Consider the following 24,939-nt stretch of genomic DNA (forward strand, 5'->3'; position numbering starts at 1 on the left):
AAACCTCTTAGTTTTTGGTTGTGAACCCTGTCAGGCGCCGCCCGACCCGGAGGACTTACGAACCGGATCAGGCCGAGGATTACGTGGCCACTTAAAAAGACCGAATCAGGAGTCGGGATGAACCGCGCCGGGGTCGGTATTAGCGGGCTTTGTGCGAAGCTCGCACCAGGCCTCGTAGGTCGTCATGAAAACATCGCCATTCAGGCCCTGCAGGAAACGGCTCTGGTTCAGCTTGTCCATGACGGGGCCCTTGACTTCGGAAAGGTGAAGCCTTATGCCGGCATCATGCAGCCGGCCATTGATTGCCTCAAGGCTGTCCAGCGCCGAGGCGTCGATATAGTTGACAGCGGGACACATGAGTATGAATTCCTCTAGTTGCGGCTGCTCCTCAATGACCGTAAATACCCGATCCTCCAGATAACGCGCATTGGCGAAATACAGACTTTCATCGACCCGCAGGATCAGCACGCGGGGATCGGTCTCCACATCATGGCGGGCAATGTTGCGAAACGCTTCGGATCCACGGATTCGGCCAACCAGCGCGCTGTGGGGACGGCTGGTGCGCCAGAGGTAAAGTATCAGTGACAGGGCTATGCCGGTGAGAATGCCGGGTATAACACCAAACACCAGGGTCACCCCGATGGTGCCAACCAGAGCAGCCCCGTCGTGACGGGAGTACTTCCAGGTTTCCCGGACCGCTCGGAAATCCACCAGCGAAAGCACGGAAATGATAATGGCAGCTGCCAGCACGGCTTTTGGTAAATTGCTGAATAGCGGGGTGAAGAACAATGTGATCAAGCCGATGCCAATGGCGGTAAAGGCCCCTGCGGCAGGGGTCCGGGCACCGGCGTCGTAATTAATGATTGAGCGTGAGAACCCACCCGCAACGGCAAAACCGCCTGAAAATGCTGAGGCTATATTGGCCGTCCCCAGGCCCAGAAGTTCCTGGTCAGGGTCAATGCGCTCATGGCGTCGCGCCGCAAGCTTATGGGCCAGGGACACTGATTCGACGAAGGTGACAATGCTGATCAGCATGGCGGGCACCATCAGGTTCTGAATCAGTTCAAGTGAGCCCTGAGGAAGCGCCAGCGGAGGCAGGCCCGCCGGAACTTCACCAACAACATCAATGCCTTGTTGGGCAAGGTTCAACCAGCTTACGAGGATTGTGGCAACCACGACCGCGATCACAGGCCCAAGGCGTACCAGAATGACAGAGACCCGGTTACTGACCTTTATTTGCGCTAGGAAGGGTCCCAAATGATCCCTCATCAGGTAGAGAAAGGCGAGGGCAGGCAGTCCCAGCGCCAGGGTCGGAAAACTGGTTTCGTCCATGTTCCGGTAAAAGCCCAAAGCCAGCTCCACGGCGTTGTCGCCAGGCACGTCTATACCCATCAGATACTTCATCTGACTGGCGGCTATGAGGATGCCGGAAGCGGTAATGAAACCGGAAATGACCGGATGGCTGATAAAGTTTGAAAGAAAGCCGAGACGCAGCAGGCCCATGACAAGCAGTATCAGCCCTGACAGCAGGGCCAGGTAAATAGAGGCGATCATGAACCCTGCCGTGCCCTGGGTAGCCACATCGCCCACCGCCGCGGCGCTCATAAGGGAAATCAGCGCCACAGGACCGACCGCAAGGGTGTTGCTGGTGCCAAAAATGGCGTAAAAAATACAGGGCAGAATACTTGCGTAGAGGCCAGCTTCCGCGGGCAGCCCGGCCAGCAGCGCAAAAGCCAGGGACTGGGGTATGACAATCACCGTGACAAGCGCTGCCGCAGCGACGTCATTCCCCAGGGCATGGCGGTCATAGCGGCGCAACCAGCCGATCGCCGGTATGTAGCGCAACAGGCGTTGCCTCATCGTTCAGTCTTTCCGGGCGTGCTGGCGGGCCTGCTGTTCCAGTCTCGGCTTCATGCCGTTGAGATCGTAGCCGGCACGCTGGGCTTTCATGAGTACTGGCATCACCGGTTCCTTGCGGGAGCTACTCAGGGCCCAAAGCACCGTGCAACGGGTTCCCGAGCGACAGAAGGCCAAGACGGGTTTTTGCGCTTCTTCAAACATGGGCGCAAAATGATCCACATCGCTTTCCGTGATGTTACCCGACTCCACCGGCAGGTAGATCCACTGCAGGCCATGGGCCCTTGCTGCGGATTCAATATCTGTCATTGCCGGTTGACCCGGGTCTTCCTGATCTGGACGGTTGGCCACAAGGGTGCGAAAACCCAACCGGGCTATTTCTTCCACGTCCTGCACCGATATCTGGGGTGCGACTGAAATGTCCTCATCGATAGTTCGAATGTCCATGTACGATCTCTTGAAAGTTACGCTTGGGTTAAGGCATGGGCTTTACGGGCCTGTTCGATCTGCTCAAAAATCATCATACCGACCACCATGGCGCCGACAAAGGCAATCGCCTTAATTTCTCCTGCGCCCATGGCAACCAGGCCGGGCCCCGGACAGAAACCTGCCAGGCCCCAGCCGCCGCCAAAAAGCAGGCTGCCGACGACCAGCGGCCGATCGATGGAGCGGGAAGTGGGCAGTTCCATCTCAAATCCCAACAGACTCCTCTGCCGCTGGCCTGCGACCGTGAAGGCGATCAGGCCCACACCTATGGCTCCTGCCATTACCAGGGCTAAGGAAGGGTCCCAGAGACCGGCAATATCCAGAAAGCCCAGAACCTTTTCGGGATTCGCCATGCCGGACAGTAACAACCCCAGGCCGAACACCAGGCCACAGAAAAATGAGGAAAGATTGTACTTCACAGTGGACTACCTCCGACCAGGTGGCGAACGACATAAACGGTTCCGAAGCCTGCAGCCATAAAGCACAGAGTGGCCATGAGCGATCTAGGGGACAAGCGGGACAGGCCGCAGACCCCATGTCCGCTGGTGCAGCCGGAGCCAAACCGGGTGCCAATACCGACCAGTAGTCCGGCGATGACGACCACCGGAAGGCTCGCATTGACTTCAATGGGTGGTAGATCAGCTACGAGTGCCCACAGTAGCGGTGCGCTCAGAAGACCTGCGATGAAGGCGATGCGCCAGAAGCTGTCTGCTTTTTGTCGCTGCAGCAGACCGCCGAGCACACCGCTGACTCCGGCAATACGTCCATTCAGGAGCACGAAGCCAGCAGCAGATAGCCCGATAAGCACTCCGCCGGCTAAAGAGAGCCAGGGCGTAAACGAAGCCCAATCAATGGTCATAACAAGTGAACTCCTCGGTTTCTCGCAAGTTGGTTGGATGGGACCTAAGGGTACGGGTCAGTCCAAATTCATCAGGCAAGAACAATATTCTTTTGGCGGGCGAAACGAAAGGGCGGCAGCGAACCTGATTCAGCACGCTTGAGGGAAATCCTTAAGATAAAAAAAGCCCGGCTTGAAAAGCCGGGCGAGGCATGCGAGTAGTATCCATGAAAGACTTCCAGACGATCAGCGCCAGCAGGGGCACTGATCACTTAAAGTATTGACGATATTTTGAGCACTTCAAGTTTTTGGCTGAAAGCATTGATCACATTTTGATCTAACGAAAGCCTGATTAGACGCTCAATTCCTGAGCATTGGCATTTATACCCACGCCACAGCCAAACCACTGAAATCGAGACACTGGTGTAATACAATGCATGTGTTGGCAGATGGTCTGCCAATTGGCTGCAAGGTAAAAGGTGTACTTATGTCAGATCAGCAGGATAAAAAACCGGACAACGATGTTCAGCTCGCCGGTAAAATCAAGGATTCTGCACGTCAGATATGGCTGGCTGGCTTGGGCGCTTACACCAAAGCGGAAGAGGATGCCGGACGTTTTTTTGAGCGGCTGGTCAACGAAGGCGAAGAGCTTGAAAGTAAGACCCGGGGTGTGGTCGGAAAACACGTGAAGTCTGTGGAGCACCGGGTGGAAGACGTCCGCGGCCGGGCAACCGGAACCTGGGATAAACTTGAGCACCTGTTCGACGAGCGGGTCTCGGGGGCCTTGCGTCGCCTGGGTATTCACCGGCGCGAAGAGATCGAGTCACTGGAACACAGGATTGAAGCCCTGGAGCAGGAACTGCGCGAGCTTAAGAAGTCAGTACCGCAGACCACCGCTAAAAGCCCGAAAAAACCGCCTCAGTAATAGTCCTGGCTCATGGCCAGCACCTGCTCGCGGTCTTCCTCCCGGAGGTAAGGTGCGAGCAGCTGAAGCATCTGGAAAACCCCCCGCCCAAGATCCACGGATTCCCGGTCATCAAGATGGGAAAGGCTTTCATAACTTACCCAGTAACAAATAGTTAAGGTAAGCTGTTCACAAAGGGCATCAAGTTCCCGATCGCCAATGAGCATGATTTCCTGCTGTCTCAGGCTGTCGCATATTGTGCGAAAGGCTTTTTCCTTCTTGCGCAGCAGGCGTCGAAAGCGCGTCTGTAGGGAGTCATAGCGGGACAGTACATTGACCAGGTCCTGGTACAGGAATCGATAACGGGCGATACCCTCGAACAGAAGGTGCAGGAAGAACCCCTGCTGCTCAAGGGATATCTCCGCATCCTCGGGCACCGTAACCAGGTCCAGCAGCTCCGCCTCATAACGATCAAAAAGCTCCCCGACAATGTCACCCTTGCTCTTGAAATGGTAATAAAGATTACCGGGACTGATATCCAGCTCGTCAGAAATGAGTAGCGTAGTGACGTTGGGTTCGCCCACGATATTGAACAGGGCCAGGCTGGTATCGAGTATGCGGTCGCGGGTCTTGACCTTCATCAGAGTTCAAACTCAGCCCAGACCGGACAGTGGTCCGATGGTCGCTCCATGGCCCTCACCTCGTAGGAAACTCCGGCCGCCCGGATTTTAGGCAGCAAAACCTCATTGGCCATGATGAGGTCAATTCGCAGGCCCCGTTTAGGCTCACGTTCGAACCCCCGGCTACGATAGTCAAACCAGCTGAAGGTATCGCACTCCACGGGATTGAGGTGCCGGAAGGTATCGGTCAGCCCGCGACTTTCAATCTGGCCAAGCCACTCCCGTTCCTCTGGAAGAAAACTGCATTTGCCGGACCGTAACCAGCGCTTGGCGTTATCCGCGCCTATGCCAATGTCCTGGTCGGTAGGGGAAATGTTCATATCACCCATCACCACCAGATTGGTGTCAGTGTCGTCGAGCTCATCGAGGTAGGTCATCAGGTCGGCGTAGAATTTCTGCTTGGCAGGAAACTTGATCGGGTGGTCACGGCTTTCACCCTGGGGAAAATAACCGTTGATGACCGTAAGCATCTGGCTACCAATCGTGAAATGCCCGGTAATCAGGCGCTTTTGGGCGTCACCGTCATCGCCGGGATAGCCCTTGATTATCCGATCCGGTGGAATGCGAGAGAGAAGCGCAACGCCGTAGTGGGTTTTCTGGCCGTGAAAGTGAACGTGATACCCCAGGGCCTCAATGGCTTCAAGGGGGAAGTCCGCGTCGCTGACTTTGGTTTCCTGGAGGCCAATAAAATCAGGCTGGTGCGCTTCGATAACGGCTTCTAGCTGGTGCATTCGGGTACGAATGCTGTTGACGTTGAAAGATACGAACATCATGGCTGCTATCTCATCCGGTTCGATACAGGATTGAAGAGCCGAAAGCTTACCATAATTTCCCTAAGCGCCGCGGTGGCCCGGATCACCTTATAAGACCGCAACCCGGCATCTCGTCATGGCTGTAGCGGATATGGGCGGTGTAGTTGTTATCCCGGTCCTTGCGGACGTTGGTCAGGCCAAGATAGTCAGTCAGTGTGCCATCGTCGCTATACCCCAGCAGAATGGGCTCCACCAGAAAGCCCATGACAAAACCCGAAGGCTCGATCCGCAGCACAACGTCTGCATCAATTCGGCTGTCCTCGGCCGGCTCCAGCACAAAGGCATAATGCTCGCCGCGGGTAGGGGCCAGGAAGCGGAAGTCTACGGACCCCCCGGACGTCAGCCTTTGCCAGTTGGTACGCACAAGATTGTCGAAACCGGAGTCCACGACAACCTCGTCAGTCAACGCCACCTCGTAGGTCTCGGTGCCGCCTTCGTTGGTCTGCCAATGGATTTTGGCAGTCTCATCATTGGCGTTGGTGACCTGCATCCGCTCGCCGAATGCCGGCTGGCGAAAATCCAGGCTCGGTCTCAGTACCGATTCCTCATACTCCAGGGTTTTGCGGGCAAAGACATCCTTGCTACCCTCCTTCACATACTCCACCTGATGTTCCAGGGGCAGGAACAGCCCGTCCCGGCATTCTCCGGTCAGCTCGTGGCGTTCCTGATATACCCGGTCTTCCTCCTGGGCGGTGGCAGATCCGGTGAACGTCCAGGTAGCAGCCTGGCCTATGGTCGGGAGCACAAACAAGATTGCGAGACTGATAAAGGGGCGTATGTGCATCATGAGGTGATCTCCGGGTAGAACCGTTTCCTGATGTACATCAACAGAGGAAATATAACCAGCCACCCAAGGGCCAATGCAAGGAGAGAGGACCACCCGGCCGGCAGGACCACCGCGCCGAGTTCACTGGCGCTCCAGTAGGCGAAAGGGCCGGCTATGGGAGCGAGCACAAAGGGTAGCCAGGGACGCGAGCCCATCCAAGAAAGGGAGTGAGCGAGGGTTGTGAGAAAAAGGGCCCACATGCCCACCAGCCACACCGGCGTCCAGAACACCGTGCCGCTGCTGTCAGTCATAACGCCCAGCTGAAACCAGAGCCCGTCCAGAAGGGAACCCAGCACCGTACCCAGAAGTATAAACTGCAACTCACGGCTTCGATGCTGGCTGACCAGCGCCAGGTGTATCCCCACCAGGCCGAACGCTGCCGTGGCACTCAGTAGTCCCGGGAACAGAACACACAGAAACCAGCCAAGCTGGAACAGCAACAAATTTACCAGGCTACGCACAGTGTCGGAGCGGATCACAGGCTCAGAATATTCGCGCGCTTGTTGCCGGGTTTGGCCAGCATAATCTGGGAGACCCCGATCGCCCGCTCGCTAAATCCGGCTTCACAGTAGGCAAAATAGAAATGCCAAAGACGCTGAAATTCTTTGCCATAGCCCAGGCTGGCAATGTGCTTATGGTTGGCGGCAAATCGATCGGACCAGTCCCGCAGGGTTCGGGCGTAGTGAAAGCCTATGTCCTCTGCATGGCTCAGGACCAGCTGACTTTCTTTACCCATGGACTCCAGTATGGCGCCGAATGAGGGAATAAAACTGCCGGGAAATATAAACCGCTGAATGAAGTCCACGTTCTTCAGGGCACGGCGGTAGCGTTGTTCGGGCATGTTGATCGCCTGAATCAGGGCGAGCCCATCCGGTTTAAGAAGGGTGTCTATCTGTCTGAGATAGCTGTCGAGAAACTGCGGCCCTACCGCTTCGATCATCTCAATGGACACCAGTTTGTCGTACTGTCCAGTCAGGTCGCGATAATCGTCGAACAGCAGGGTAATGCGATCGGACAGGCCTTCCGCCTCCACGCGCTGTCGGGCCAGCTCGAGCTGTTCCCGGCTGATGGTGGTTGTTGTCACATGGCAGCCGTAGTGTTTCGCCGCATGAATTGCGAAACCGCCCCAGCCAGTGCCGATCTCGACGACCTGATCTGTCGGCTTCAGGTCCAGTTTGCGGCAGAGAATATCCAGCTTGTGTACTGCCGCGTCTTCCAGCGAGCTTGAGGGCGTCGGGTAGATGGCAGAGGAATACATCATGGTCGGATCGAGGAAGGCCTCGAAAAGGTCATTGCCCAGATCGTAATGCGCTTCGATGTTCTTCCGGGAACCGGTCGGCGTGTTGCGGTTCAGCCAATGCAGACCTTTCAGGGCAGGCTTGGTGACCCAGCTGAATCTGTCTTCAAAGGCATTCATCCGGTCTACATTGCGGGTAAAAAACCTGAGCAGGGCCACCAGGTCAGGGCTTGTCCAGTCCCCGGCCACATAGGATTCAGCTGCGCCAACACTGCCACCGGTCAGCAGGTCACGCCAGGTACTGGCGTCATGAATGATCAGCTCCGCGGGCTCATGGGCAGTATTGCCATCGCCAAACACCTGGTCATCCATGCGGGTTTCCCGGATGGTCAGGATGCCGTCACCAAGTTGAGCCAACTGATGGCAGACCAGGTTCCGTGCGGCCCGGCTGGTGAAAGAGGCTGACCCCTGGTTAGTATCACGTGTCAGCGACGAATTCAGGTTCTCCATGAGCTTACCTTCACTGTGTTGGTCTTGTCAGGTTCGCAGGTGCCACCACTGGAGCCGTGTTTCAGCCCCTGGTGTCCGATCTGCTCGCCCTTGTCTTCATTGCCGAGCCGAAACCCGGGATCGTCAGACGCAAGCTTGTCCGGATGGGTCTGGAATACGGCGCCTTTGAGCTTGAGCCTCAGGGCATGCCAGTAGATGCCCGCCACCACCTTGAGGGATTCGGCGGGGAAGCGTCGCAGACTGCTGTGAATGGTCTTACGAGACAAAGGGGCGCGATGGACTACCAGGGTGGCATCAAATACCTTTTGCTCTTCCTGAAGCACGTTCATATGGATTCGGAGTTCATCACCCCGGAAGCTGAACAGCCAGCGGTAATCCTGGGTCATGGGGTTGTATGGCGAGACATGGAAGCGCTTGGGGAAACTGAACGACTGGGTATGCCAGCCATCCGCCGAGGTGCGGCCCTCGCTCCTTTCCAGACAATAGACGTGGCGCTCATGCCAGGGGGTGTTGGTTATCTGGGCAACGATGACCCTGGGCACATCGCCGGCGCGCTGCCCCTGGTCGTAACAGAAGTAGAAACTGACGGGGTTGAACACATAGCCGAAATAGCGCGGGTGGGTTATCAGCTCGATGGGGCCTTCCGGCCGCCAGCCGGTGGCAGTCTCCACCTGATCCGAAATGGCCTGTTTGAGATCCGGTGTTGACGGCTGGAAGTAGTCATCACGCTTCAGCGATACCCAGTTAAAGCCTTCAATAGAAAAGAACGGGCTCAGGGCTCCCAGGGAGGACCACTCGTCCAGGTCCAGTGCCAGCATGCCGGTATCATACTGGAATTCATGGTTGACTGGGCTCAGGCGCCGGTGGCGAACGGTTCCGTTAAGCCACTGGCTCGCCAGGCGGGGTTGGGGTGTCCGACGACTGGCCATGGTCAGAGACCGACTCCGAAGGCGTCTGTGACCCGAAGGGCACTGCGTACCCCGTCTTCATGGAAACCGTTGAACCAATAAGCTCCGCAGAAATGGGTTCGGTTGTGGCCTCCGATCTCGTGGTAGCGTTTTTGCGCGGCAACAGATTCCAGGCTGAACACCGGGTGGGCGTATTGGTATTGCTCGATGATGCGCTCAGGCTTGATGTCCCTGGTGCGGTTTAGCGTAACGCAAAACGTTTCTGGAGCATCTGCAAAGTTCTGCAGAATATTCATATTGTAAGTAACCGAAACGGGTTCCGTGCTGTGGCTCGGAATGAAGTAATTCCACGCTGCCCACGCGCGTCGTTCTGCCGGTAGCACCGAGGCGTCAGTATGTAATACGACGTCATTGTTCTGGTAGGGGATGGCGCCCAGTATTTCGCGCTCGGTAGCACTGGCATCTCCGAGCATGGCCAGGGCCTGATCACTGTGGCAGCCAAAGATCACCTGATCGAACTCGTGTTCTTTGTCATTGACCCGAAGCGTCACACCACGCTCGTGTCGTGTTACCGACTGCACCGCGCTGTTCAGGTGCAGGTGTGGCGCGAGGGTTTCCAGCATCCGATCCACATAGCGGGCCGAACCGCCGCTGATCACCCGCCAGGTCGGGCGGTCGTCCACCGACAGCATGCCGTGGTTGTTGAAGAACTGTAGGAAGAACCGGATTGGAAAACGCTCCAGCACCAGTTCGGGGGCAGACCAGATGGCCGACCCCATAGGAACGATGTAATAGTTCCGGAAATAACGGGAATAGCCTTTCCGGTTAAGGTAACTCCCCAGAGTTTCATCATCGGTTATGGCGTCGTCGGCAAGCTCTGCCCGGGTTTCCTTGTTGAAACGCAGGATCTCCCGGATCATGCGAAGGAATGGCAGGTTGACCAGATTGCGACGCTGCGCGAACAGGGTGTTGAGGCTGGTTCCGTTGTATTCCAGCCCGGTGCTGTTGCAGTCCACACTGAAGCTCATGCCACTGACTTCGGACGCCACCCCGAGCCTGTCCATGAGTTTTATGAAATTCGGATAGGTCCAGTCGTTGAATACGATAAACCCTGTGTTTACAGGCCAGGTCCTGCCACCGGCTTCAACAGAGCGCGTGTTGGTGTGGCCGCCAGCATAACTGCCCGCTTCAAACAGGGTCACGTCATGACGGGGGGCCAGGAGCCAGGCCGACGTAAGGCCGGATACACCGGCTCCGATAATCGCCAGTTTCTGGCGGGCAGCTGTCATTTTGCGTCGTCCTGATTCTGCTTCCGGGCCATGGCGGCCGCCATACGATCAATAATGCCCTGGGGCAGGGCGCTGAAGCCTCTGAGCATCCAGGTGAACCGTTTCGGGAACTGGATCTCGGATTGGCCTTTGTGCAAGCCCTTCACGATCCGCTGGGCGGCATCTTCTGCCGAGATCAGGAAAGGCATGGGGAAATCGTTCCGGTCCGTCAGCGGTGTCTTGACAAAGCCAGGCGAGACCACGGTTACCTGTATACCCTCTGCGGCCAGATCAGCCCGCAGCGACTGGGCAAAATAGGTGAGGGCGGCCTTTGACGCACCATAGCCCTCGGCACGCCCAAACGGAAACCACCAGGCCGAGGAACTGACAATCACAAGTTGCGCAGGCAAACCCTGACGCCGTGCTTCACGAAGGGACGGCAGGACCGCCTCAATACTGCGGGCCGTCCCGATGACATTGGTGTGCACATTGCGCTCGATAAGATCGGCGCTGAACTCGGCGATGTCCAGATACTCACAGGTACCCGCATTCAGTATGGCTGCCTGAACCGGCCTAACCTGCTCCAGCTGCTTCTGAACCCCTTCAAGGTCAGCCTTGCTGGTGGTGTCGGCCGGAGCGATGATTACCTGCCCTGGTGCAGTACTGGCCAGCTCAGCAAGCGCATCTTTTCGACGGCCTGTAGCGACCACCTGATGTCCTTCTTTCAGAAGCGCTTCAGCCAGCGCATGTCCGATGCCAGAAGTCGCGCCGGTTAACCAGAGGGTGATGGGTCGGTTAAAAAGATCACTCATGCTGCGTGTTTCCTTAGCCAGCGCACGGCACTACCCAAAACCGGCAGATTCTCGTAAAGAAGCTGGCCCGCATCAAAGTAATCCCGGTGCACAATGATGCGGTCATCCTGAAGTCTGAGCCTGCTGATACCGTCTACCTGAATCAGTTCGCCCCGGCGTATACGCTTGTGCCGCAGGTCCATCTTCCAAGTGAGGCAGACGTTGTCGTCGTCAGCTACGGTGTCGAAAAACTCGAAGCGGCACTCGATGACGTTGGCATAAGCGCCGCTGAAGTACTGCTCCAGGGCGGTGATTCCGGTCACTGACGTAAATGGGTCGGTAAACTGGATGTCAGCATGGTACACATCACTCAAAGGCCCGGTTTCGCTGCCACTCATGTTGTTGAACAGCTCCCGGAACCTGTCGAGGACAGGACCGCGGGAGGCGAAGGGTATAGCCGATGGCTGTCCGGTGTGGGTCTGGTTCATGGCTTGACTCTCCGAAGTTCGTCCAGACGCAGGGTTTCTTCCCGAATCTGGGCAGGCAAAGGGTTGAGGTCGTGGATAATGCCCAGCTTTTCGAGCACCCAGAGCAGGTAGTAGGTGATGTCGATCTCGTACCAGCGAAAACCCTGTCTTGCCGACTGGGGCCAGCGATGGTGATTGTTGTGCCAGCCCTCACCCAGAGTGATCAGAGCGAGCAGAAAATTGTTACGGCTGTCATCGCTGGTGTCGAAGCGCCGGCTACCCCATACATGGGCAAGGGAATTGATGGAAACCGTGGCGTGAAACAGCGCGACCGTCGAAATGACAAAGCCCCAGACCACAAGCTGGACGCCATTGGTTCCCAGGCCCGGGGCCCACAGGGCCAGGGCTTCCCCAAGGCCGAAAATAAGCACAACCGCCACTGCCGGCACCAGGGCGTCGAAGCGGTTGATGAACCTCAGCTCGGGGAATCTGAGCCAGTCCCTAACCCGGCGTTCGTTCATCCGGAAGCCGTCCTCACAGGTAAACCACCCGATGTGTGCCCACCAGAAGCCGCTTTGCTTGGGTGAGTGCAGGTCTTCCGGTTGATCGGAGTGCTGGTGGTGGTGGCGATGATGGGCCGCCCACCACAAGGGGCCACGCTGGCCGGCGCTGGCGCCCAGCACGCCAAAGACAAACTGCCAGAACCTGTTGGTCTTGAAGGTCTTGTGGGAAAAATACCGATGGTAGAAGCCCGTTATCGCAAACATGCGCAAGAAAAAGAAAGCAACCGCAAAACCAACGGCAAAGGCACTGGTGCCGGTGAACAAAACCAGCAGACAGGCAAGGTGCAGGCCTATGAATGGTAATACGCGCACGAAACTGAAAGCGCGCGGTTCGCCACTGATGTGATCTGAATGTGCCTCAGAATCGAACCATCTCACCACACTGACCAACACGTTCTGAACTCGGGTCATAGACTGCCAGCCCTTTTTTGCCATACTCATGATTTAACGGAAGTAACCGGAACCCGGCGCGCTCGGTTAATGTACGTTCAGCCACCCCTCAATGGATGCATAGATGACCATGTTTAACGAATCTCCCAAGCCGACGGTTATACGAAAGGCTGCCATCATCGGTTCAGGCATATCGGGCCTGACCGCTGCCCTCCGTTTGAATGAGGCGGGTGTGGAAACCGTGCTGTTTGAGAAAAGCCGCGGGCCTGGTGGTCGGCTGGCGTCAAAGCGTCTTGCTGACCTGGCTCACGGCTCGGCCGACGCTTCTGCCGATGTCTCTGTCGATATAGGCGCCCAGTATTTTACTGTTCGTAATCCAAGCTTCCGCTCGTTTCTCAATCGCTATGCCCGAGACCCGGATTCCGGCTCGGAGACGTATGACCAATGGCATGGCCGATTAAGGTACCAGGCTAGCGATGGCGACTGGGACGCCTTTCATGCCGAGACCCGCTATGTTGGTGTGCCCAGGATGACCGCCATTTCCCGGGCGTTGGCCCAAACTCTTGATATCAGAACCGGGGTGCGAATCGAGCGCCTGATCCGCCCACTGACCGGCCAGTGGCATCTGAACGACAGTGAGGGCGCAGAGTATGGGCCGTTCGACGCTGTTATCCTGACCGTTCCGCCTGCCCAGGCAGAGGAAATTATTCTCAACAGCCATCTGGACCCGCTGGTTAATGCGTTCTCTGATGACATTGACCTGATGCAGGCTTGCTGGACTGTAGTTGCTCAGTATGAAAATGGTCTCGGGCTCGATTATGAAGGGCTCCAGCCACAGAGTGACGTCCTTCAGTGGGCAGGCAATAACTCAAGCAAGCCCGGGCGCAATACCAGCGGTGAATGGTGGGTTCTGCATGGCCGACCCGACTGGTCCGATGAGCATCAGGATTCACCGAAAGCCTACGTGGAAAAGGCTTTGCTTGATGCCTTCAGCCTGGCCACAGACACAGGGTCACAGCCCATCCAGGTCCATAGTCATCGATGGCTTTATGCCAAATCCAGCGCTAAAGCCGGACCGGGGCATCTTTGGTTTGCTGAGCACCAGGTTGCCTTGATCGGGGACTGGCTCAGTGGTGGTCGGGTCGAGGGCGCATTTGAAAGCGCTGACAGTCTGATCCGGGAGTGGAAAAAAACCGGCGACCTCCAGCCTCGCGGCTAATGGCCGCGATCGGCGGGCAGATCATGCATGATGGCCGGACGATGGTAGAAGTGGGTGATGGTGCCGTCGCCAAACTTGGTAAAAAAAGCACTGACCTCGGTAATGCGTCGTAGGGTGCGGGTGCGGCGTACGGGGTCCCGTACAAGCACTTTGATACCGCTGAAATTATCCTGGATGTTGGAAAACCGTGCCCGCATGGAGCAGGTCACGACGTTCTCGGGCCTCAGTTCCATAGCGTCCGCCAGATAGGCGCTGTGGTCCTCAATACCTTCCGGTGACAGGTCTTCCCGGGTATCCAGGTGGTCAAGTTTGACCCTGTCGACAATGCATTTGGAGTAACTTTGGGGTTTCTTTCGGGCCAGCTTGCGGAAGGCCTCCCAGAAAAAACTGTCGGTCAGTTCCGCAAAATACTGCATATCGCTGAGGCAGGTATCGACCCAGTCGAAGGTTTCCGGGTCCTCCAGCACTTCATTGATGGCCTCTCTAAGCACCCAGTCGAACCCCAGTGCCGTCTTGTGGGCGTAAACCTTTCGGTACATCTGATGACGGCTATAGACAAAATCCTCCAGGGCTCCCAGACCTTTCTGGGTAATGGCCAACCCCAGCCAGGGTTGTTCCACATCCCAGCCAAACCGAAGGTTGCTGAGCAGGTGATCCAGGTTAAAGCCCCCGATTGTGACAGATGAATGGAAACCGTCCCGTAGCATGTAGTCTGCCCGGTCAGCATCTATCTCGCCTGATACCACAGAGGACAGCAGGTCCATCACCAGGGCAGGGGTGGAAGCCTCGCTCAGAGCACCGGACTCGGCATCGGCACCGGCTATAAAGTCCCAGAAGGTGCGCGCGTGGCGGCAGAAGGCTTCACTGGGCGTAACCCGGGTGGTTTCCATGATGCCCAGTATGTCCTGTGTACACAGCCCGGCGGCCTGCAGGTCGATGGACTCGAGCACATCGTAGGCAACCCGCACCGAGTAATGCTCGTGCTCGAGCTCGGTGGGTCGCTCGGGGTAAAATCGGGAGTAGTCCACCCCTTGCCAGAGATCATCGAACCGGTCTGGTCGGGACATGAGTTCGTGGATGCGGCGTGCCTGGGTAAACTGGTGGGAAAAACTGGAATGGCCGCTGTCGTGCAAGAGGCAGCCCAGCCGTATGGTCTTGGCCAGATAATCGATGGCGTCTAGCTGACTGAGGCTCAGGTCCACCTGTTCACTGAGCTGACGTTCCCTCAGATAGGCATCAATCATGGCGCGGAACATGCGTCCGCCCACGTGCATCACCCCGATGCTGTGAAGAAAGCGGGAGTGAGTGGCACCAGGGAAGACCAGGCTGAGTATGTCATTCTGGCAAATATTACGAAGGCGCTGAAACAGGGGGTGATCGATTACCTGGATTTCATGGCGATACAGGGGGATGCCCCCATGGACCGGGTCCATGATCAGTTTGTCATAGGCTCCCAGCAGGTCGTTGACAGCGCTTCGCACAGTTGAATCTCTCCAGCAATCAAAGGGTAAAGTTGAATCTTATCTTGTTATATCACAGCGTCGTGCCAGAATAGCCCTATACCAACCGCGAAATACGTGTTTTTGTTGTTTACGGCTAGTGGTTTAGGGTGACATCCATGACATCGCGCACTGAGCGCATTTTGATAATTGACCCTGACGAGAAAGCCCGGGCCGAGCTGGACAGGCACCTTGAAACCAAGGGCTTCTATGTCAGCGGCTATGGCGATTTCCAGGCGGCCCGTCAGCTCTTTGAAGAGAGCCCACCGGATGCCATTTTCGTGGACATGGTGCCTGCTGGCATCGCTGTCCTCAAGGAACGGCTGGAAAATCAGGACCTCTCCGTACCTCTGATTGCCTATTCTGGTGCGCAGACAGCCGCTGAGGTTGTAGCAGCCTTGCGGGCGGGGGCCTCTGATTTCGTACTCAAACCCTGTTCTGACAAGATCGCCCTGGATGATGTGCTCAGCAAACTGTTTGACCGTGTCCGGGTCACCAGGCTCAACCAGCTATACCGGCAGGAGCTTGAAGAGGCTAACCGTGACCTGCGGGCCGGCATCGCCGAACTGCGGGCAGACCAGCGGGCAGGGCGTAAGGTCCAGCTGCGGATGTTGCCCGACCATGAGCAGATGCTGGGCAGCTTCGCGGTCGACCACCTGATCAAGCCGTCCCTGTACCTGAGCGGCGACTTTCTTGACTATTTCCGCATTGATTCCGATAAGACCCTCGTCTACATCGCCGACGTGTCGGGCCACGGCGCCAGCTCGGCCTTTGTCACGGTTCTGCTGAAGAATCTGACCAATCGCCTGCAGCGTAATATGAGACGAGGTTCCAGCGACGATATTCTCTATCCTGACCGGTTTCTGGAGCGGATTAACTCGGAACTGCTGGATACAGGGCTGGGTAAGCATGTTACGGTATTCGTAGGGATCATCTCTGAGCGGGACCGAACCCTTCGTTACGCGGTCGGGGCGCATTTTCCTATGCCGATTCTTTCCTTTGACGGTGGTGAAACAGCGTTTCTGGAGGGTAACGGACTACCGGTGGGATTATTCGAAGAGCCCCATTGGGAGGTATATGAAAAACCGCTTTCCGGGCCATTCCGTCTGATTCTTTTCTCAGACGGCATTCTTGAGGTTATAAAAGCTCAGGGGCTTGACGAAAAGGAGCGTCGACTACTTGAACTCGTGTCGGGAGGTAGTCACACTATCGCCTCTCTGAACGATGCTCTGAACCTCGAACAGATTGTAGAGTTGCCGGATGATATTGCACTCGTGTCGGTAACGGATGTCGTTTCGAAATGATGGCAGAAAACATGGCTGGCTATAAAATCCTGCAAGCTGAAAAACAGGGCATTTACCTCCTCAAGTTTATTGGGGAAATCCGGCTGAACCTGTGTTCAACGCTGGACCACCTGGTTGAGACCATTACCCAGGATCCTGCCTTCAAGACCGTCGTTGTGGATGTCACTGAAACTGAAATCATAGACAGCACGACCCTGGGACTGCTCGCCAAGATTGCTATGGCGGCAGAAAAGCGTAGCCATTTCCTGCCGACCCTGATATCCACCAACCCCGACGTGACCCGAATCATTACCTCCATGGGCTTTGACAAGATTTTTATAATCGTCAAGGAGCCCGCTTCCCGAATTGAAGAGCTTGAAGAAATTCCCGTGCTCAGGGCCAGTGAACAGCAGGTGCGCGACAAGGTACTTGATGCTCATCGCGTGCTGATGAGTCTGAACAGCCGTAATCGGGAAGAATTCAAGAATCTGGTACGTGCGCTTGAATGCGAGGAGCCGGGCTGAACCGGAACCCTTTGCAGTACTGAAACTCCATGAGATGTACTTTCAGATAGCTTAATAGACGCTTGAGCGGGGATTCTATGTCTCAGAATAACAAGCCTGACCAACAGGGCGAGAAAAAAGCCAACGAACAGGACAGGCATCATGTCGCGGTGCTCGGTGGTGGCAGTTTTGGCACAGCCATGGTCAAGGTGCTGGCGGAAAATGGCCATACCACCCACTTCTGGATGCGAGACGCCAGGCAGGTGGATGAAGTCGCAGAGCAGCACTGCAACAGTCGTTACATGCCGGGCATCAAGTTGTCGGGTAATATCCGCCCCACCAGTGACCTTGCAGAAGCCATAGCGCAGGCGGAGATTGTCTTTGTTGCCATCCCCAGCAAGGCTTTTCGTACGGTTATCGTTGAAAACGCTGCCAGTTTCCGGGATGAGCAGATCGTAGTCAGTCTCACCAAAGGCATTGAGAAAGAAGGCTTCAAGCTGATGAGCGAGATCCTGCAGTCTGAATTGCCCCGGGCTCGCATTGGTGTGCTGAGCGGCCCCAACCTGGCAAGCGAGATAGTCAACCGTGACCTCACCGCCACCGTCATCGCCGCCAAGGATCCGGACGTTCGGCGCAAAGTCCAGCAAATGCTGGGTTGTGAGTACTTCAGGGTTTATGCCAACGTCGATATGTACGGGGTTGAATTATCGGGCGCGCTCAAGAATATCTACGCCATCGTTGCCGGCCTGGCCGCAGCCCTCGAGCTGGGGGAGAATGCCAAAGCCATGCTGATTACCCGCAGCTTGGCAGAAATGAGCCGGTTCGCAGTGAGCCTGGGCGCCAACCCGATGACCTTTATGGGCCTGGCTGGCGTGGGCGACCTGGTCGTGACCTGTACTTCACCGAAGAGCCGTAATTTCCGCATTGGCTATGCTATAGGCCAGGGCAAAAAGCTTGACGAGGCAGTAGCGGAAATAGGGCAGGTGGCTGAAGGCATCTACACCCTGCTGCTGGTCAAGGAAAAAGCCGAGGAAATCGGCATCTATATGCCGCTTGTCAAAGGCTTGTATGAAATACTGTATGGCAACGCGTCCATCAAGGCCGTGATCAACAGCCTGATGATGGCAGTGCAGAATTCGGATGTGGAGTTCATCCTGCCGAGGACGCTCACCCACTAGCTTATCGGAGCAGCTCATGTATCTGCTTGTGATGCGACATGGCGAAGCCGGCTGGCACACGCGTGATCAGGAGCGGGAACTGACAGAAGCGGGTCGCCTTGGCACAGGCTCAGTAGCGCGCATGATTGCGGCGTCGCCCTGGCGCCCGGAGGTGATCTGGGCAAGTCCGCTGGTACGGGCACGGCAGACTGCCGCAATTATTTCCGAAACCTGCAACCGGCCAGTGCTCGAGAAACCCTTTATTACGCCTGATGATGACCCCGGCCAATGCCTCGAAGCACTGCTTGACTGTAATATTGAACGCCTGATGCTGGTTTCCCATATGCCTTTTGTCGGCGCACTCTCGACGCTGCTGGTGGATGGTCATCGGCGAGGTATTCCGTTCATGACCAGCCAGGCGGTCCTGTTGGATATGCCCATTGTGGGGCCGGGATGTGCTGACCTGAAAGACCAGTTTCTGCCTGACAGCGAATAAAACGGCCAGTCAACGTATAAACGTGAAGGAGTCACCTATGAGTCCTGACCCCAAGGGCATTGAAGCCCAGATCGAAGCCGCGAAGCCGGAGCCGAATGCCAGACCGCCGTTGGAAAAATGGGATCCGGAATTCTCCGGGGATATCGACATCCGCATAGCCCGTGATGGCGACTGGTACTACCAGGGCGAAAAGATGGCGCGGGAGGCGTTAGTCCGGCTTTTCTCCACTATTCTCAGGCGTGAGGATGACGGCGAATACTATCTGGTCACGCCCGTCGAAAAGTGGCGCATCAAGGTTGAGGATACGCCACTGATGGCCCACAACGTGACCGTCATGGGAGAAGGTCAGCAGCAGAAGGTGGAAGTCACCACCAACACGGGTGAAAGCATCACGCTTGGGCGGGAGCACTCCCTGCATATGGATACCTACCCGGGCTCTGATGAGCCACGACCTCTTGTTGATATGTATCACGGTTTACAGGCCCGGCTAGGTACCGCTGCCTTCTACGAGCTGGTGCGCTATGTTACTGATAACCCTGACGGAACACACCAGAGCGTGGGGGTTTGGAGCGATGGGGTCTTCTTTGAATTGGGAAAGGGGGCTTGAATTCCCGGGGGGCGCCCTTATCGTTACGGTAGAAAACGCAGTCTGACCCTTGTTAGACTGCACTTTCGTGTTACCGAAGTTAGCTCTTTTAACGAGGCCTGGTGGTCGCGAGTCCCTCTGTGCAGTCTGGCTGTTCAAGACTACTTACGATTGCCCTAACCTTACATACTCAGTCATTGCGACACGCAAGGAGATCACATGGCCCAACCTCGTGTTGTCACCATCCATTACACGCTCACTAACGACCAGGGAGAGCAGCTAGACTCCTCCCGCGAGGAAGGCCGTGAGCCGCTGACATACCTGGAAGGTGCTCAAAATATTATTGGTGGACTCGAAAACGCGCTCACCGAAAAAGCCCCCGGCGACCAGCTGAAAGTGTCCATCGAGCCCGCTGAAGGTTATGGCGAAGTCAACGAAGAGCTGGTCCAGCCGGTTCCCCGTTCCGCGTTCGAGGGGGTCGAATCCATCGAACCCGGGATGCAGTTCCAGGCTCAGACCCCGGGCGGCCCGCAGGTGGTTCGTGTGGTAGAAGTCAACGATGAGACCGTCACCATCGACGCCAATCATCCATTGGCAGGCGAAACCCTGCATTTCGACGTGGAAGTGGTCGACACCCGCGAAGCGAGTGAGGAAGAATCCGAACACGGTCACGTGCACTGATCGTTTAGTCCGGTTCAAAAAAGCGGTCTCTTTCGAGACCGCTTTTTTTATGCCTGAGATTCCGTCTGAGCCTTATTAAACAAGGCTATCGGGCAAGCACCGATCCGGTTATTGATTGACGCTGCAGTAGTGTTGCACCCTGAGCCTGAACAACTTGAATTACGCAATGCCGCAGATATATGCAGTGTTCGGCTGTGAGACCAATTGTTTTTTTTAGTGGCAATTACAGGAGGTAACTATGACAAAGGCACTTGTACTTTATTACTCAAGCTACGGGCATATCGAAGCTATGGCGGAAGCTATGGCGGAAGGTGTCCGAAAGGCGGGCATAGAGGTCGATATCAAGCGTGTTCCGGAGACAGTTCCCGACGACGTCGCACGTAAAGCCAACTTCAAGCTGGACCAGGAAGCGCCCGTGGCCAAAGTTGATGATTTGGCCGATTACGACGCCATAATCGTTGGTACCGGGACCCGGTTCGGGCGGGTGAGCAGTCAGATGGCCACGTTTCTGGATCAGGCCGGCGGTCTCTGGGCCAGTGGCGCTCTTAATGGCAAGGTCGGCGGGGCTTTCACCTCGAGCAATAGCCAGCATGGCGGTCAGGAGACGACGCTGTTCTCCATTATCACCAACCTGCTGCACTTCGGTTTGACGATCGTGGGGTTGCCGTACAGTCACCAGGGACAGACCACAATGGAGGAAATTGTGGGTGGCTCGCCTTATGGAGCCACCACTATTGCCGGTACCGATGGCTCCCGGCAACCGAGCGAGATCGAGCTCGAAGGTGCCCGGCATCAGGGTGAATTGATCGGAAAAACAACGGCCAAACTTTTCGGTTGAGTAAAAAAAAGCGGCTCTAAACGAGCCGCTTGCAATACTTCAGGATTCACTTGAACCCTTCTATCCCCTACATGTTGGGGTAGTTCGGTCCGCCTCCCCCTTCCGGGGTCACCCAGTTGATGTTCTGGGCAGGGTCCTTGATGTCGCAGGTCTTGCAGTGAACGCAGTTCTGGGCATTAATCTGAAACCGCTTGCCGCTGCCATCGTCTTTCTCAACTACTTCGTAAACGCCAGCTGGGCAATACCGCTGAGCCGGCTCGTCATACTTGGGCAGATTTTCCTCAATGGGAATAGCTGGGTTCTCAAGCTTCAGGTGAACCGGCTGGTCTTCCTCATGATTGGTGTTCGAGATAAACACCGATGACAAACGATCAAACGTCAGCTTGTTATCCGGCTTGGGATAGCTGATCTTCTTGCTTTCGGATGCCAGCTTGAGGGTCGCATAGTCCGGCACCGTGTCATGAAAGGTGAACGGCAGGCTCCGGCGCAGGATATTCTGCTCGAAGTAGGCGATACCACCGCCCACGACGTTGCCAAACTTGTGCATGGCCGGGCTGAAGTTGCGCTCGTTGAAGAGCTCCTTGTACAGCCAGCTGTCTTTGAAGCGATCCTCGAAGCTGGTGATCTCTTCACCGCTCTTGCCTTCCTTCAGCGCTGCAAAAACCGCTTCCGCGCCCAGAAGACCGGACTTCATGGCAGTGTGGGAGCCCTTGATCTTGGAGCTGTTGAGAGTCCCAGCATCACAGCCCAGCAGAAGGCCGCCGGGGAAGCTCATTTTGGGTAGCGAGTTGAAGCCACCCTTGGTAATGGCCCGTGCGCCGTAGGAAACCCGTTTGCCGCCTTCCAGATGCTTGTTGATCTCCGGGTGCAGTTTCAGCCGCTGAAACTCCTCGAACGGCGCCATATGGGGATTGCTATAGGACAGATCCGCAATCAGACCCACATAGACCTGGCCATTTTCAAGGTGGTACAGGAAGGAGCCGCCGGTGGAGCCGGTCTCTTTCAGTGGCCAGCCCGTGGTGTGAACCACCAGCCCTGGTTCGTGTTTAGCTGGATCGATATCCCAGAGTTCTTTGATGCCGATGCCGTAATGCTGCGGGTCCTTGCCTTCGTCCAGCTTGAAATCCCGTATAAGGCGCTTGCCCAGGTGGCCCCGGCAACCCTCGGTAAAGAGCGTATACTTTGCTCGCAGCTCCATGCCCGGCATGAAGCTGTCTTTTTCGCTGCCGTCCCGTGCAACACCCATGTCTCCGGTAATGATACCCTTGACCTGGCCATCCTCAACGATGGTCTCTGCTGCCGCAAAACCAGGGTAGACTTCGACGCCCATGGCTTCGGCCTGCTCGGCCAGCCAGCGGCAAAGGTTGCCCAGGCTGATGATATAATTGCCGTGATTGTGCATGCTCTTCGGCACGAAGGCGCCAGGCACTTTGGTGGCGGACGCCTGGTCCTTGAGCAGGAAGATGTCATCACGCGTGACCGGCGTATTAAGGGGAGCGCCTTTTTCCTTCCAGTCGGGAAACAGCTCGTTAAGGGCCGTCGGCTCGAAGACCGTACCGGCCATGATGTGAGCGCCGATCTCGGAACCCTTTTCGACCACACAAACGGTCTTTTCTTCGCCGGCTTCCTCGGCCAACTGCATGATACGACAGGCAGCCGAAAGGCCTGCTGGCCCACCGCCGACGATCAGAACATCAAATTCCATCGATTCGCGTTCCACGTTGGTCTCCTCAAACTTCGCAGTGGATATAAGGACTTCGACGCTTCTTGCGCCCGTGATCAGCTCATTGGAGCGGTCGCCACGGGGCAAACGGCTACTGCCGCGCTGACTAATCCTGTTCTCTCTTCTAATAGACCAGCCGTAATGGCTGCCTTTTCCATAAGGGGGCCATGATACCCAAATATAAGCAATCGAACGACTTTTGCGGTCTCTGCCCGCCCGACCCCATACCTTGAGGATATAATAATCCGGTAATCAAACAAACGTTTGTTTGAAATTCCTCTGATCCTTTGGCATTGTAAAGCGACCCTGCTGCCTCCATCTTTTACATTCAGACACAGATATCTGGGATCGTAGATCCGGGTAATGCAGGGAAAGCGCGCTTTGGATGTCTGCGGTGGTCTGTTGTTATGAGTCGGTTCAATTTATGGTCTCATGGCTCAGACGGCACAGGCAAGCGCTCGTTGGCCCCTGTGGCGGCCACGACGGCCATTCGGGGCTATTGACCCGTTTAGGCTTTGGCGTCAGTATTATGGCGCCCTGGGGCACGCACTAGCCTTTAAAAGCGGAACCAGGTAAGAAACAGGCAGACATAACGGTCGATTGGTCATTAGACGAATCGATGCGACAGGTACCGAATCCAGGGACGCTGGTCACTGTGACAACCGGTGCGAGTCATTCAACCCATCGTAGAAGAACGAGGAATCTATGAAGGTTCTGGTCGCTGTAAAACGAGTAATCGACTACAACGTCAAGGTACGCGTCAAGCCGGACAACACCGGTGTTGATCTTGCCAACGTAAAGATGGCAATGAACCCTTTCTGCGAAATCGCTGTCGAGGAAGCGGTTCGCCTGAAAGAGAAAGGTGTCGCGAGCGAAATCGTCGTGGTATCCATCGGGCCCAAAGCCTGCCAGGAGCAGATCCGTACCGCTCTGGCACTGGGCGCTGACCGGGGTATCCATATCGAGACTGACGAAGAGGTTCAGTCACTCGAAGCTGCCAAATTACTGAAGTCCGTCGTGGAGAAAGAGCAGCCCAAGCTGGTCATTCTCGGCAAACAGTCCATTGATTCGGACAACAACCAGACCGGCCAGATGCTGGCGGCCTTAACCGGCATGGGGCAGGGCACATTCGCCTCCGAGGTGGTTGTCGAAGGTGAAAAGGTAACAGTGACCCGCGAAGTCGACGGTGGTCTGATTACGGTTTCCCTGGGCCTTCCGGCCGTGGTTACCACGGACCTGCGTCTGAACGAGCCGCGCTACGCCTCTTTGCCAAACATCATGAAGGCCAAGAAAAAGCCCCTGGAGTCCATGAGCCCGGCGGACCTGGGTGTCGACATCGCACAGCGGCTGACCACATTGAGGGTGGAAGCGCCTGCAGCACGTAAGGGTGGCATCAAGGTGGCTGACGTTGCAGAGCTTGTCGATAAACTGAAGAACGAAGCGAAGGTGATCTAAATGAGCATCCTTGTAATTGCTGAACATGACAACAGCAGCCTGAAGCAGGCAACCCTGAACGTCGTGGCTGCTGCCAAGGCCGTTGGCGGCGATGTGGATGTGCTGGTCGCTGGTGAAAACGTCGGTGCCGTAGCAGAAGCGGCCGCCAAGGCGGAAGGTGTCAACAAGGTTCTGGTTGCAGATAACGCGGCCTATGGCCATTTTCTGGGTGAGAACCTGGCAGAGCTGGTGGCTGAGGTTGGCAAGGATTACGGCCACATCTTTACGTCAGCCGGTACCACGGGCAAGGACTTCATGCCCCGGGTGGCTGCCCTGCTGGATGTCGCCCAGATTTCTGACATCATGGCCGTTGAATCCGAGGACACCTTTGTTCGTCCGATCTACGCGGGTAACGCCATCGCGACCGTGAAGAGCAGCGACAAGATCAAGGTGATCACTGTACGTCCCACCGCCTTTGACCCGGTTGCTGCAGAGGGGGGCTCCGCCTCCGTCGAGAATCTGGACATCGTCAAAGATGCGGGCCTCTCAAGCTTTGTGAGCGAAGAGAAGGCCAAGTCTGACCGTCCCGATCTTGCCAGCGCTGGTGTGGTTGTTTCCGGTGGTCGTGGCATGCAGAACGGCGAAAACTTCAAGATGCTGGAGCAGGTCGCCGATGTTCTGGGGGCGGCTGTTGGTGCATCCCGTGCGGCAGTTGATGCGGGCTTTGTGCCTAACGACATGCAGGTCGGCCAGACAGGCAAGATTGTTGCGCCGCAATTGTATATTGCTGTTGGTATTTCCGGTGCCATTCAGCATCTGGCCGGCATGGGCGACTCCAAGGTGATCGTTGCGATCAACAAGGACGAAGAAGCGCCTATCTTCCAGGTCGCGGATTATGGTCTGGTCGCGGATTTGTTCGAAGCCATTCCTCAGCTTGAGGAAGAGTTGAAGAAAGTCGTCTAACTGACTGTCTGTGATGAAAA

Annotated in this window: 27 protein-coding genes; 11 read left to right on the plus strand and 16 right to left on the minus strand. The window is 56.2% G+C overall.

What is annotated here, in order from left to right; translation table 11 throughout:
* Positions 1-105: 105 nt before the first annotated feature.
* From G7W63_RS15235 to G7W63_RS15250, 4 genes are read right to left on the minus strand one after another with little or no spacing between them, the layout of a single operon-like run.
* Positions 106-1,860: a SulP family inorganic anion transporter gene (locus tag G7W63_RS15235; protein ID WP_166259978.1), complete on the minus strand. Its 1,755-nt coding sequence runs from the start codon at positions 1,858-1,860 to the stop codon at positions 106-108.
* 3 nt (positions 1,861-1,863) lie between these two features.
* Positions 1,864-2,304 (minus strand): protein tyrosine phosphatase family protein, encoded by a 441-nt coding sequence (locus tag G7W63_RS15240; protein ID WP_166259982.1) that lies wholly within the window; start codon positions 2,302-2,304, stop codon positions 1,864-1,866.
* A gap of 17 nt (positions 2,305-2,321) precedes the next feature.
* Positions 2,322-2,762 carry a YeeE/YedE family protein gene (locus tag G7W63_RS15245; protein ID WP_166259985.1) on the minus strand — a complete coding sequence of 147 codons (441 nt, stop codon included), beginning with the start codon at positions 2,760-2,762 and terminating at the stop codon, positions 2,322-2,324.
* The gene (locus tag G7W63_RS15250; protein WP_166259989.1) at positions 2,759-3,202 is read right to left on the minus strand and encodes a YeeE/YedE family protein; all 444 of its coding nucleotides are present in this window, start codon (positions 3,200-3,202) and stop codon (positions 2,759-2,761) included. Before G7W63_RS15250 ends, G7W63_RS15245 begins: the two co-directional genes overlap by 4 nt.
* 466 nt (positions 3,203-3,668) lie before the next feature.
* Here G7W63_RS15250 and G7W63_RS15255 point away from each other — a divergent pair, with 466 nt between their 5' ends.
* Positions 3,669-4,106 (plus strand): phasin family protein, encoded by a 438-nt coding sequence (locus G7W63_RS15255; RefSeq protein ID WP_166259993.1) that lies wholly within the window; start codon positions 3,669-3,671, stop codon positions 4,104-4,106.
* Here G7W63_RS15255 and G7W63_RS15260 read toward each other — a convergent pair.
* The 10 genes from G7W63_RS15260 to G7W63_RS15305 all read right to left on the minus strand — a co-directional run bounded on the left by G7W63_RS15260 (position 4,100) and on the right by G7W63_RS15305 (position 12,558).
* The gene (locus G7W63_RS15260) at positions 4,100-4,729 is read right to left on the minus strand and encodes a TetR/AcrR family transcriptional regulator (protein ID WP_166260252.1); all 630 of its coding nucleotides are present in this window, start codon (positions 4,727-4,729) and stop codon (positions 4,100-4,102) included. The two genes, G7W63_RS15255 and G7W63_RS15260, sit on opposite strands and share 7 nt — an antisense overlap.
* Entirely contained in the window at positions 4,726-5,538 is an 813-nt protein-coding gene (gene xthA, locus G7W63_RS15265; protein ID WP_166259997.1) for an exodeoxyribonuclease III, read from the minus strand. The genes G7W63_RS15260 and xthA overlap by 4 nt, the downstream gene beginning before the upstream one ends.
* Before the next feature lie 82 nt (positions 5,539-5,620).
* A complete protein-coding gene (locus tag G7W63_RS15270) occupies positions 5,621-6,364 on the minus strand; it encodes a hypothetical protein (protein ID WP_242634440.1) in 744 nt (247 codons plus the stop codon).
* On the minus strand, positions 6,361-6,843 hold the full coding sequence (locus G7W63_RS15275; RefSeq protein WP_341273691.1) for a DUF2878 domain-containing protein: 483 nt from the start codon (positions 6,841-6,843) through the stop codon (positions 6,361-6,363). Before G7W63_RS15275 ends, G7W63_RS15270 begins: the two co-directional genes overlap by 4 nt.
* A gap of 35 nt (positions 6,844-6,878) precedes the next feature.
* Positions 6,879-8,150, minus strand: coding sequence for an SAM-dependent methyltransferase (locus tag G7W63_RS15280; RefSeq protein WP_166260004.1), 1,272 nt, complete (start codon positions 8,148-8,150; stop codon positions 6,879-6,881).
* Positions 8,138-9,049, minus strand: coding sequence for a DUF1365 domain-containing protein (locus G7W63_RS15285; RefSeq protein ID WP_166260258.1), 912 nt, complete (start codon positions 9,047-9,049; stop codon positions 8,138-8,140). Before G7W63_RS15285 ends, G7W63_RS15280 begins: the two co-directional genes overlap by 13 nt.
* Positions 9,050-9,081: 32 nt before the next feature.
* On the minus strand, positions 9,082-10,347 hold the full coding sequence (locus tag G7W63_RS15290; RefSeq protein WP_166260009.1) for an NAD(P)/FAD-dependent oxidoreductase: 1,266 nt from the start codon (positions 10,345-10,347) through the stop codon (positions 9,082-9,084).
* Positions 10,344-11,138 carry an SDR family NAD(P)-dependent oxidoreductase gene (locus G7W63_RS15295; RefSeq protein WP_166260012.1) on the minus strand — a complete coding sequence of 265 codons (795 nt, stop codon included), beginning with the start codon at positions 11,136-11,138 and terminating at the stop codon, positions 10,344-10,346. Before G7W63_RS15295 ends, G7W63_RS15290 begins: the two co-directional genes overlap by 4 nt.
* Entirely contained in the window at positions 11,135-11,605 is a 471-nt protein-coding gene (locus G7W63_RS15300) for a nuclear transport factor 2 family protein (RefSeq protein ID WP_166260015.1), read from the minus strand. Before G7W63_RS15300 ends, G7W63_RS15295 begins: the two co-directional genes overlap by 4 nt.
* On the minus strand, positions 11,602-12,558 hold the full coding sequence (locus tag G7W63_RS15305) for an acyl-CoA desaturase (RefSeq protein ID WP_166260019.1): 957 nt from the start codon (positions 12,556-12,558) through the stop codon (positions 11,602-11,604). Before G7W63_RS15305 ends, G7W63_RS15300 begins: the two co-directional genes overlap by 4 nt.
* A 103-nt stretch (positions 12,559-12,661) precedes the next feature.
* Here G7W63_RS15305 and G7W63_RS15310 point away from each other — a divergent pair, with 103 nt between their 5' ends.
* Positions 12,662-13,756, plus strand: coding sequence for an NAD(P)/FAD-dependent oxidoreductase (locus G7W63_RS15310; RefSeq protein WP_242634441.1), 1,095 nt, complete (start codon positions 12,662-12,664; stop codon positions 13,754-13,756).
* Here the strand turns inward: G7W63_RS15310 and G7W63_RS15315 are convergent.
* On the minus strand, positions 13,753-15,237 hold the full coding sequence (locus G7W63_RS15315) for an HD domain-containing protein (RefSeq protein ID WP_166260023.1): 1,485 nt from the start codon (positions 15,235-15,237) through the stop codon (positions 13,753-13,755). The genes G7W63_RS15310 and G7W63_RS15315 overlap by 4 nt on opposite strands.
* Before the next feature lie 137 nt (positions 15,238-15,374).
* On the opposite strand from G7W63_RS15315, the gene G7W63_RS15320 reads away from it, so the two are divergent.
* From G7W63_RS15320 to wrbA, 7 genes are all read left to right on the plus strand, one after another.
* On the plus strand, positions 15,375-16,559 hold the full coding sequence (locus G7W63_RS15320) for a PP2C family protein-serine/threonine phosphatase (protein ID WP_166260028.1): 1,185 nt from the start codon (positions 15,375-15,377) through the stop codon (positions 16,557-16,559).
* Between the two features lie 11 nt (positions 16,560-16,570).
* Positions 16,571-17,062 (plus strand): STAS domain-containing protein, encoded by a 492-nt coding sequence (locus G7W63_RS15325; RefSeq protein WP_166260032.1) that lies wholly within the window; start codon positions 16,571-16,573, stop codon positions 17,060-17,062.
* A 77-nt stretch (positions 17,063-17,139) separates the two neighbouring features.
* Positions 17,140-18,219 carry an NAD(P)H-dependent glycerol-3-phosphate dehydrogenase gene (locus tag G7W63_RS15330; RefSeq protein ID WP_166260036.1) on the plus strand — a complete coding sequence of 360 codons (1,080 nt, stop codon included), beginning with the start codon at positions 17,140-17,142 and terminating at the stop codon, positions 18,217-18,219.
* A 16-nt stretch (positions 18,220-18,235) separates the two neighbouring features.
* Positions 18,236-18,694 carry a SixA phosphatase family protein gene (locus G7W63_RS15335; protein ID WP_166260040.1) on the plus strand — a complete coding sequence of 153 codons (459 nt, stop codon included), beginning with the start codon at positions 18,236-18,238 and terminating at the stop codon, positions 18,692-18,694.
* Between the two features lie 37 nt (positions 18,695-18,731).
* Positions 18,732-19,301: a DUF1285 domain-containing protein gene (locus G7W63_RS15340; protein ID WP_166260044.1), complete on the plus strand. Its 570-nt coding sequence runs from the start codon at positions 18,732-18,734 to the stop codon at positions 19,299-19,301.
* Positions 19,302-19,499: 198 nt separating this feature from the next.
* Positions 19,500-19,961: an FKBP-type peptidyl-prolyl cis-trans isomerase gene (locus tag G7W63_RS15345; RefSeq protein WP_166260047.1), complete on the plus strand. Its 462-nt coding sequence runs from the start codon at positions 19,500-19,502 to the stop codon at positions 19,959-19,961.
* 238 nt (positions 19,962-20,199) lie between these two features.
* Positions 20,200-20,799 carry an NAD(P)H:quinone oxidoreductase gene (gene wrbA / locus G7W63_RS15350; RefSeq protein WP_166260051.1) on the plus strand — a complete coding sequence of 200 codons (600 nt, stop codon included), beginning with the start codon at positions 20,200-20,202 and terminating at the stop codon, positions 20,797-20,799.
* Between the two features lie 67 nt (positions 20,800-20,866).
* Here the strand turns inward: wrbA and G7W63_RS15355 are convergent, their stop codons facing one another.
* Positions 20,867-22,519: an electron transfer flavoprotein-ubiquinone oxidoreductase gene (locus G7W63_RS15355; RefSeq protein WP_166260054.1), complete on the minus strand. Its 1,653-nt coding sequence runs from the start codon at positions 22,517-22,519 to the stop codon at positions 20,867-20,869.
* Positions 22,520-23,227: 708 nt separating this feature from the next.
* Between G7W63_RS15355 and G7W63_RS15360 the strand changes: the two genes are divergently transcribed.
* Together G7W63_RS15360 and G7W63_RS15365 are read left to right on the plus strand one after the other, a co-directional pair.
* A complete protein-coding gene (locus G7W63_RS15360) occupies positions 23,228-23,977 on the plus strand; it encodes an electron transfer flavoprotein subunit beta/FixA family protein (RefSeq protein ID WP_166260057.1) in 750 nt (249 codons plus the stop codon).
* Positions 23,978-24,919 (plus strand): electron transfer flavoprotein subunit alpha/FixB family protein, encoded by a 942-nt coding sequence (locus tag G7W63_RS15365; RefSeq protein WP_166260060.1) that lies wholly within the window; start codon positions 23,978-23,980, stop codon positions 24,917-24,919.
* Positions 24,920-24,939 lie beyond the last annotated feature (20 nt).

It is taken from the genome of Marinobacter salicampi (assembly GCF_011074795.1).
GTDB classification, from domain to species: Bacteria; Pseudomonadota; Gammaproteobacteria; order Pseudomonadales; family Oleiphilaceae; genus Marinobacter; species Marinobacter salicampi.

What these genes read in the sequence shown, in the direction of transcription:
- G7W63_RS15235 (WP_166259978.1), bottom strand. Translation starts at nt 1,860, where the DNA reads ATGAGGCAACGCCTGTTGCGCTACATACCGGCGATCGGCTGGTTGCGC.
- G7W63_RS15240 (WP_166259982.1), bottom strand. Translation starts at nt 2,304, where the DNA reads ATGGACATTCGAACTATCGATGAGGACATTTCAGTCGCACCCCAGATA.
- G7W63_RS15250 (WP_166259989.1), bottom strand. Translation starts at nt 3,202, where the DNA reads ATGACCATTGATTGGGCTTCGTTTACGCCCTGGCTCTCTTTAGCCGGC.
- G7W63_RS15255 (WP_166259993.1), top strand. Translation starts at nt 3,669, where the DNA reads ATGTCAGATCAGCAGGATAAAAAACCGGACAACGATGTTCAGCTCGCC.
- xthA (WP_166259997.1), bottom strand. Translation starts at nt 5,538, where the DNA reads ATGATGTTCGTATCTTTCAACGTCAACAGCATTCGTACCCGAATGCAC.
- G7W63_RS15270 (WP_242634440.1), bottom strand. Translation starts at nt 6,364, where the DNA reads ATGATGCACATACGCCCCTTTATCAGTCTCGCAATCTTGTTTGTGCTC.
- G7W63_RS15280 (WP_166260004.1), bottom strand. Translation starts at nt 8,150, where the DNA reads ATGGAGAACCTGAATTCGTCGCTGACACGTGATACTAACCAGGGGTCA.
- G7W63_RS15290 (WP_166260009.1), bottom strand. Translation starts at nt 10,347, where the DNA reads ATGACAGCTGCCCGCCAGAAACTGGCGATTATCGGAGCCGGTGTATCC.
- G7W63_RS15295 (WP_166260012.1), bottom strand. Translation starts at nt 11,138, where the DNA reads ATGAGTGATCTTTTTAACCGACCCATCACCCTCTGGTTAACCGGCGCG.
- G7W63_RS15300 (WP_166260015.1), bottom strand. Translation starts at nt 11,605, where the DNA reads ATGAACCAGACCCACACCGGACAGCCATCGGCTATACCCTTCGCCTCC.
- G7W63_RS15305 (WP_166260019.1), bottom strand. Translation starts at nt 12,558, where the DNA reads ATGACCCGAGTTCAGAACGTGTTGGTCAGTGTGGTGAGATGGTTCGAT.
- G7W63_RS15310 (WP_242634441.1), top strand. Translation starts at nt 12,662, where the DNA reads ATGACCATGTTTAACGAATCTCCCAAGCCGACGGTTATACGAAAGGCT.
- G7W63_RS15320 (WP_166260028.1), top strand. Translation starts at nt 15,375, where the DNA reads ATGACATCGCGCACTGAGCGCATTTTGATAATTGACCCTGACGAGAAA.
- G7W63_RS15325 (WP_166260032.1), top strand. Translation starts at nt 16,571, where the DNA reads ATGGCTGGCTATAAAATCCTGCAAGCTGAAAAACAGGGCATTTACCTC.
- G7W63_RS15330 (WP_166260036.1), top strand. Translation starts at nt 17,140, where the DNA reads ATGTCTCAGAATAACAAGCCTGACCAACAGGGCGAGAAAAAAGCCAAC.
- G7W63_RS15335 (WP_166260040.1), top strand. Translation starts at nt 18,236, where the DNA reads ATGTATCTGCTTGTGATGCGACATGGCGAAGCCGGCTGGCACACGCGT.
- G7W63_RS15340 (WP_166260044.1), top strand. Translation starts at nt 18,732, where the DNA reads ATGAGTCCTGACCCCAAGGGCATTGAAGCCCAGATCGAAGCCGCGAAG.
- G7W63_RS15345 (WP_166260047.1), top strand. Translation starts at nt 19,500, where the DNA reads ATGGCCCAACCTCGTGTTGTCACCATCCATTACACGCTCACTAACGAC.
- wrbA (WP_166260051.1), top strand. Translation starts at nt 20,200, where the DNA reads ATGACAAAGGCACTTGTACTTTATTACTCAAGCTACGGGCATATCGAA.
- G7W63_RS15360 (WP_166260057.1), top strand. Translation starts at nt 23,228, where the DNA reads ATGAAGGTTCTGGTCGCTGTAAAACGAGTAATCGACTACAACGTCAAG.
- G7W63_RS15365 (WP_166260060.1), top strand. Translation starts at nt 23,978, where the DNA reads ATGAGCATCCTTGTAATTGCTGAACATGACAACAGCAGCCTGAAGCAG.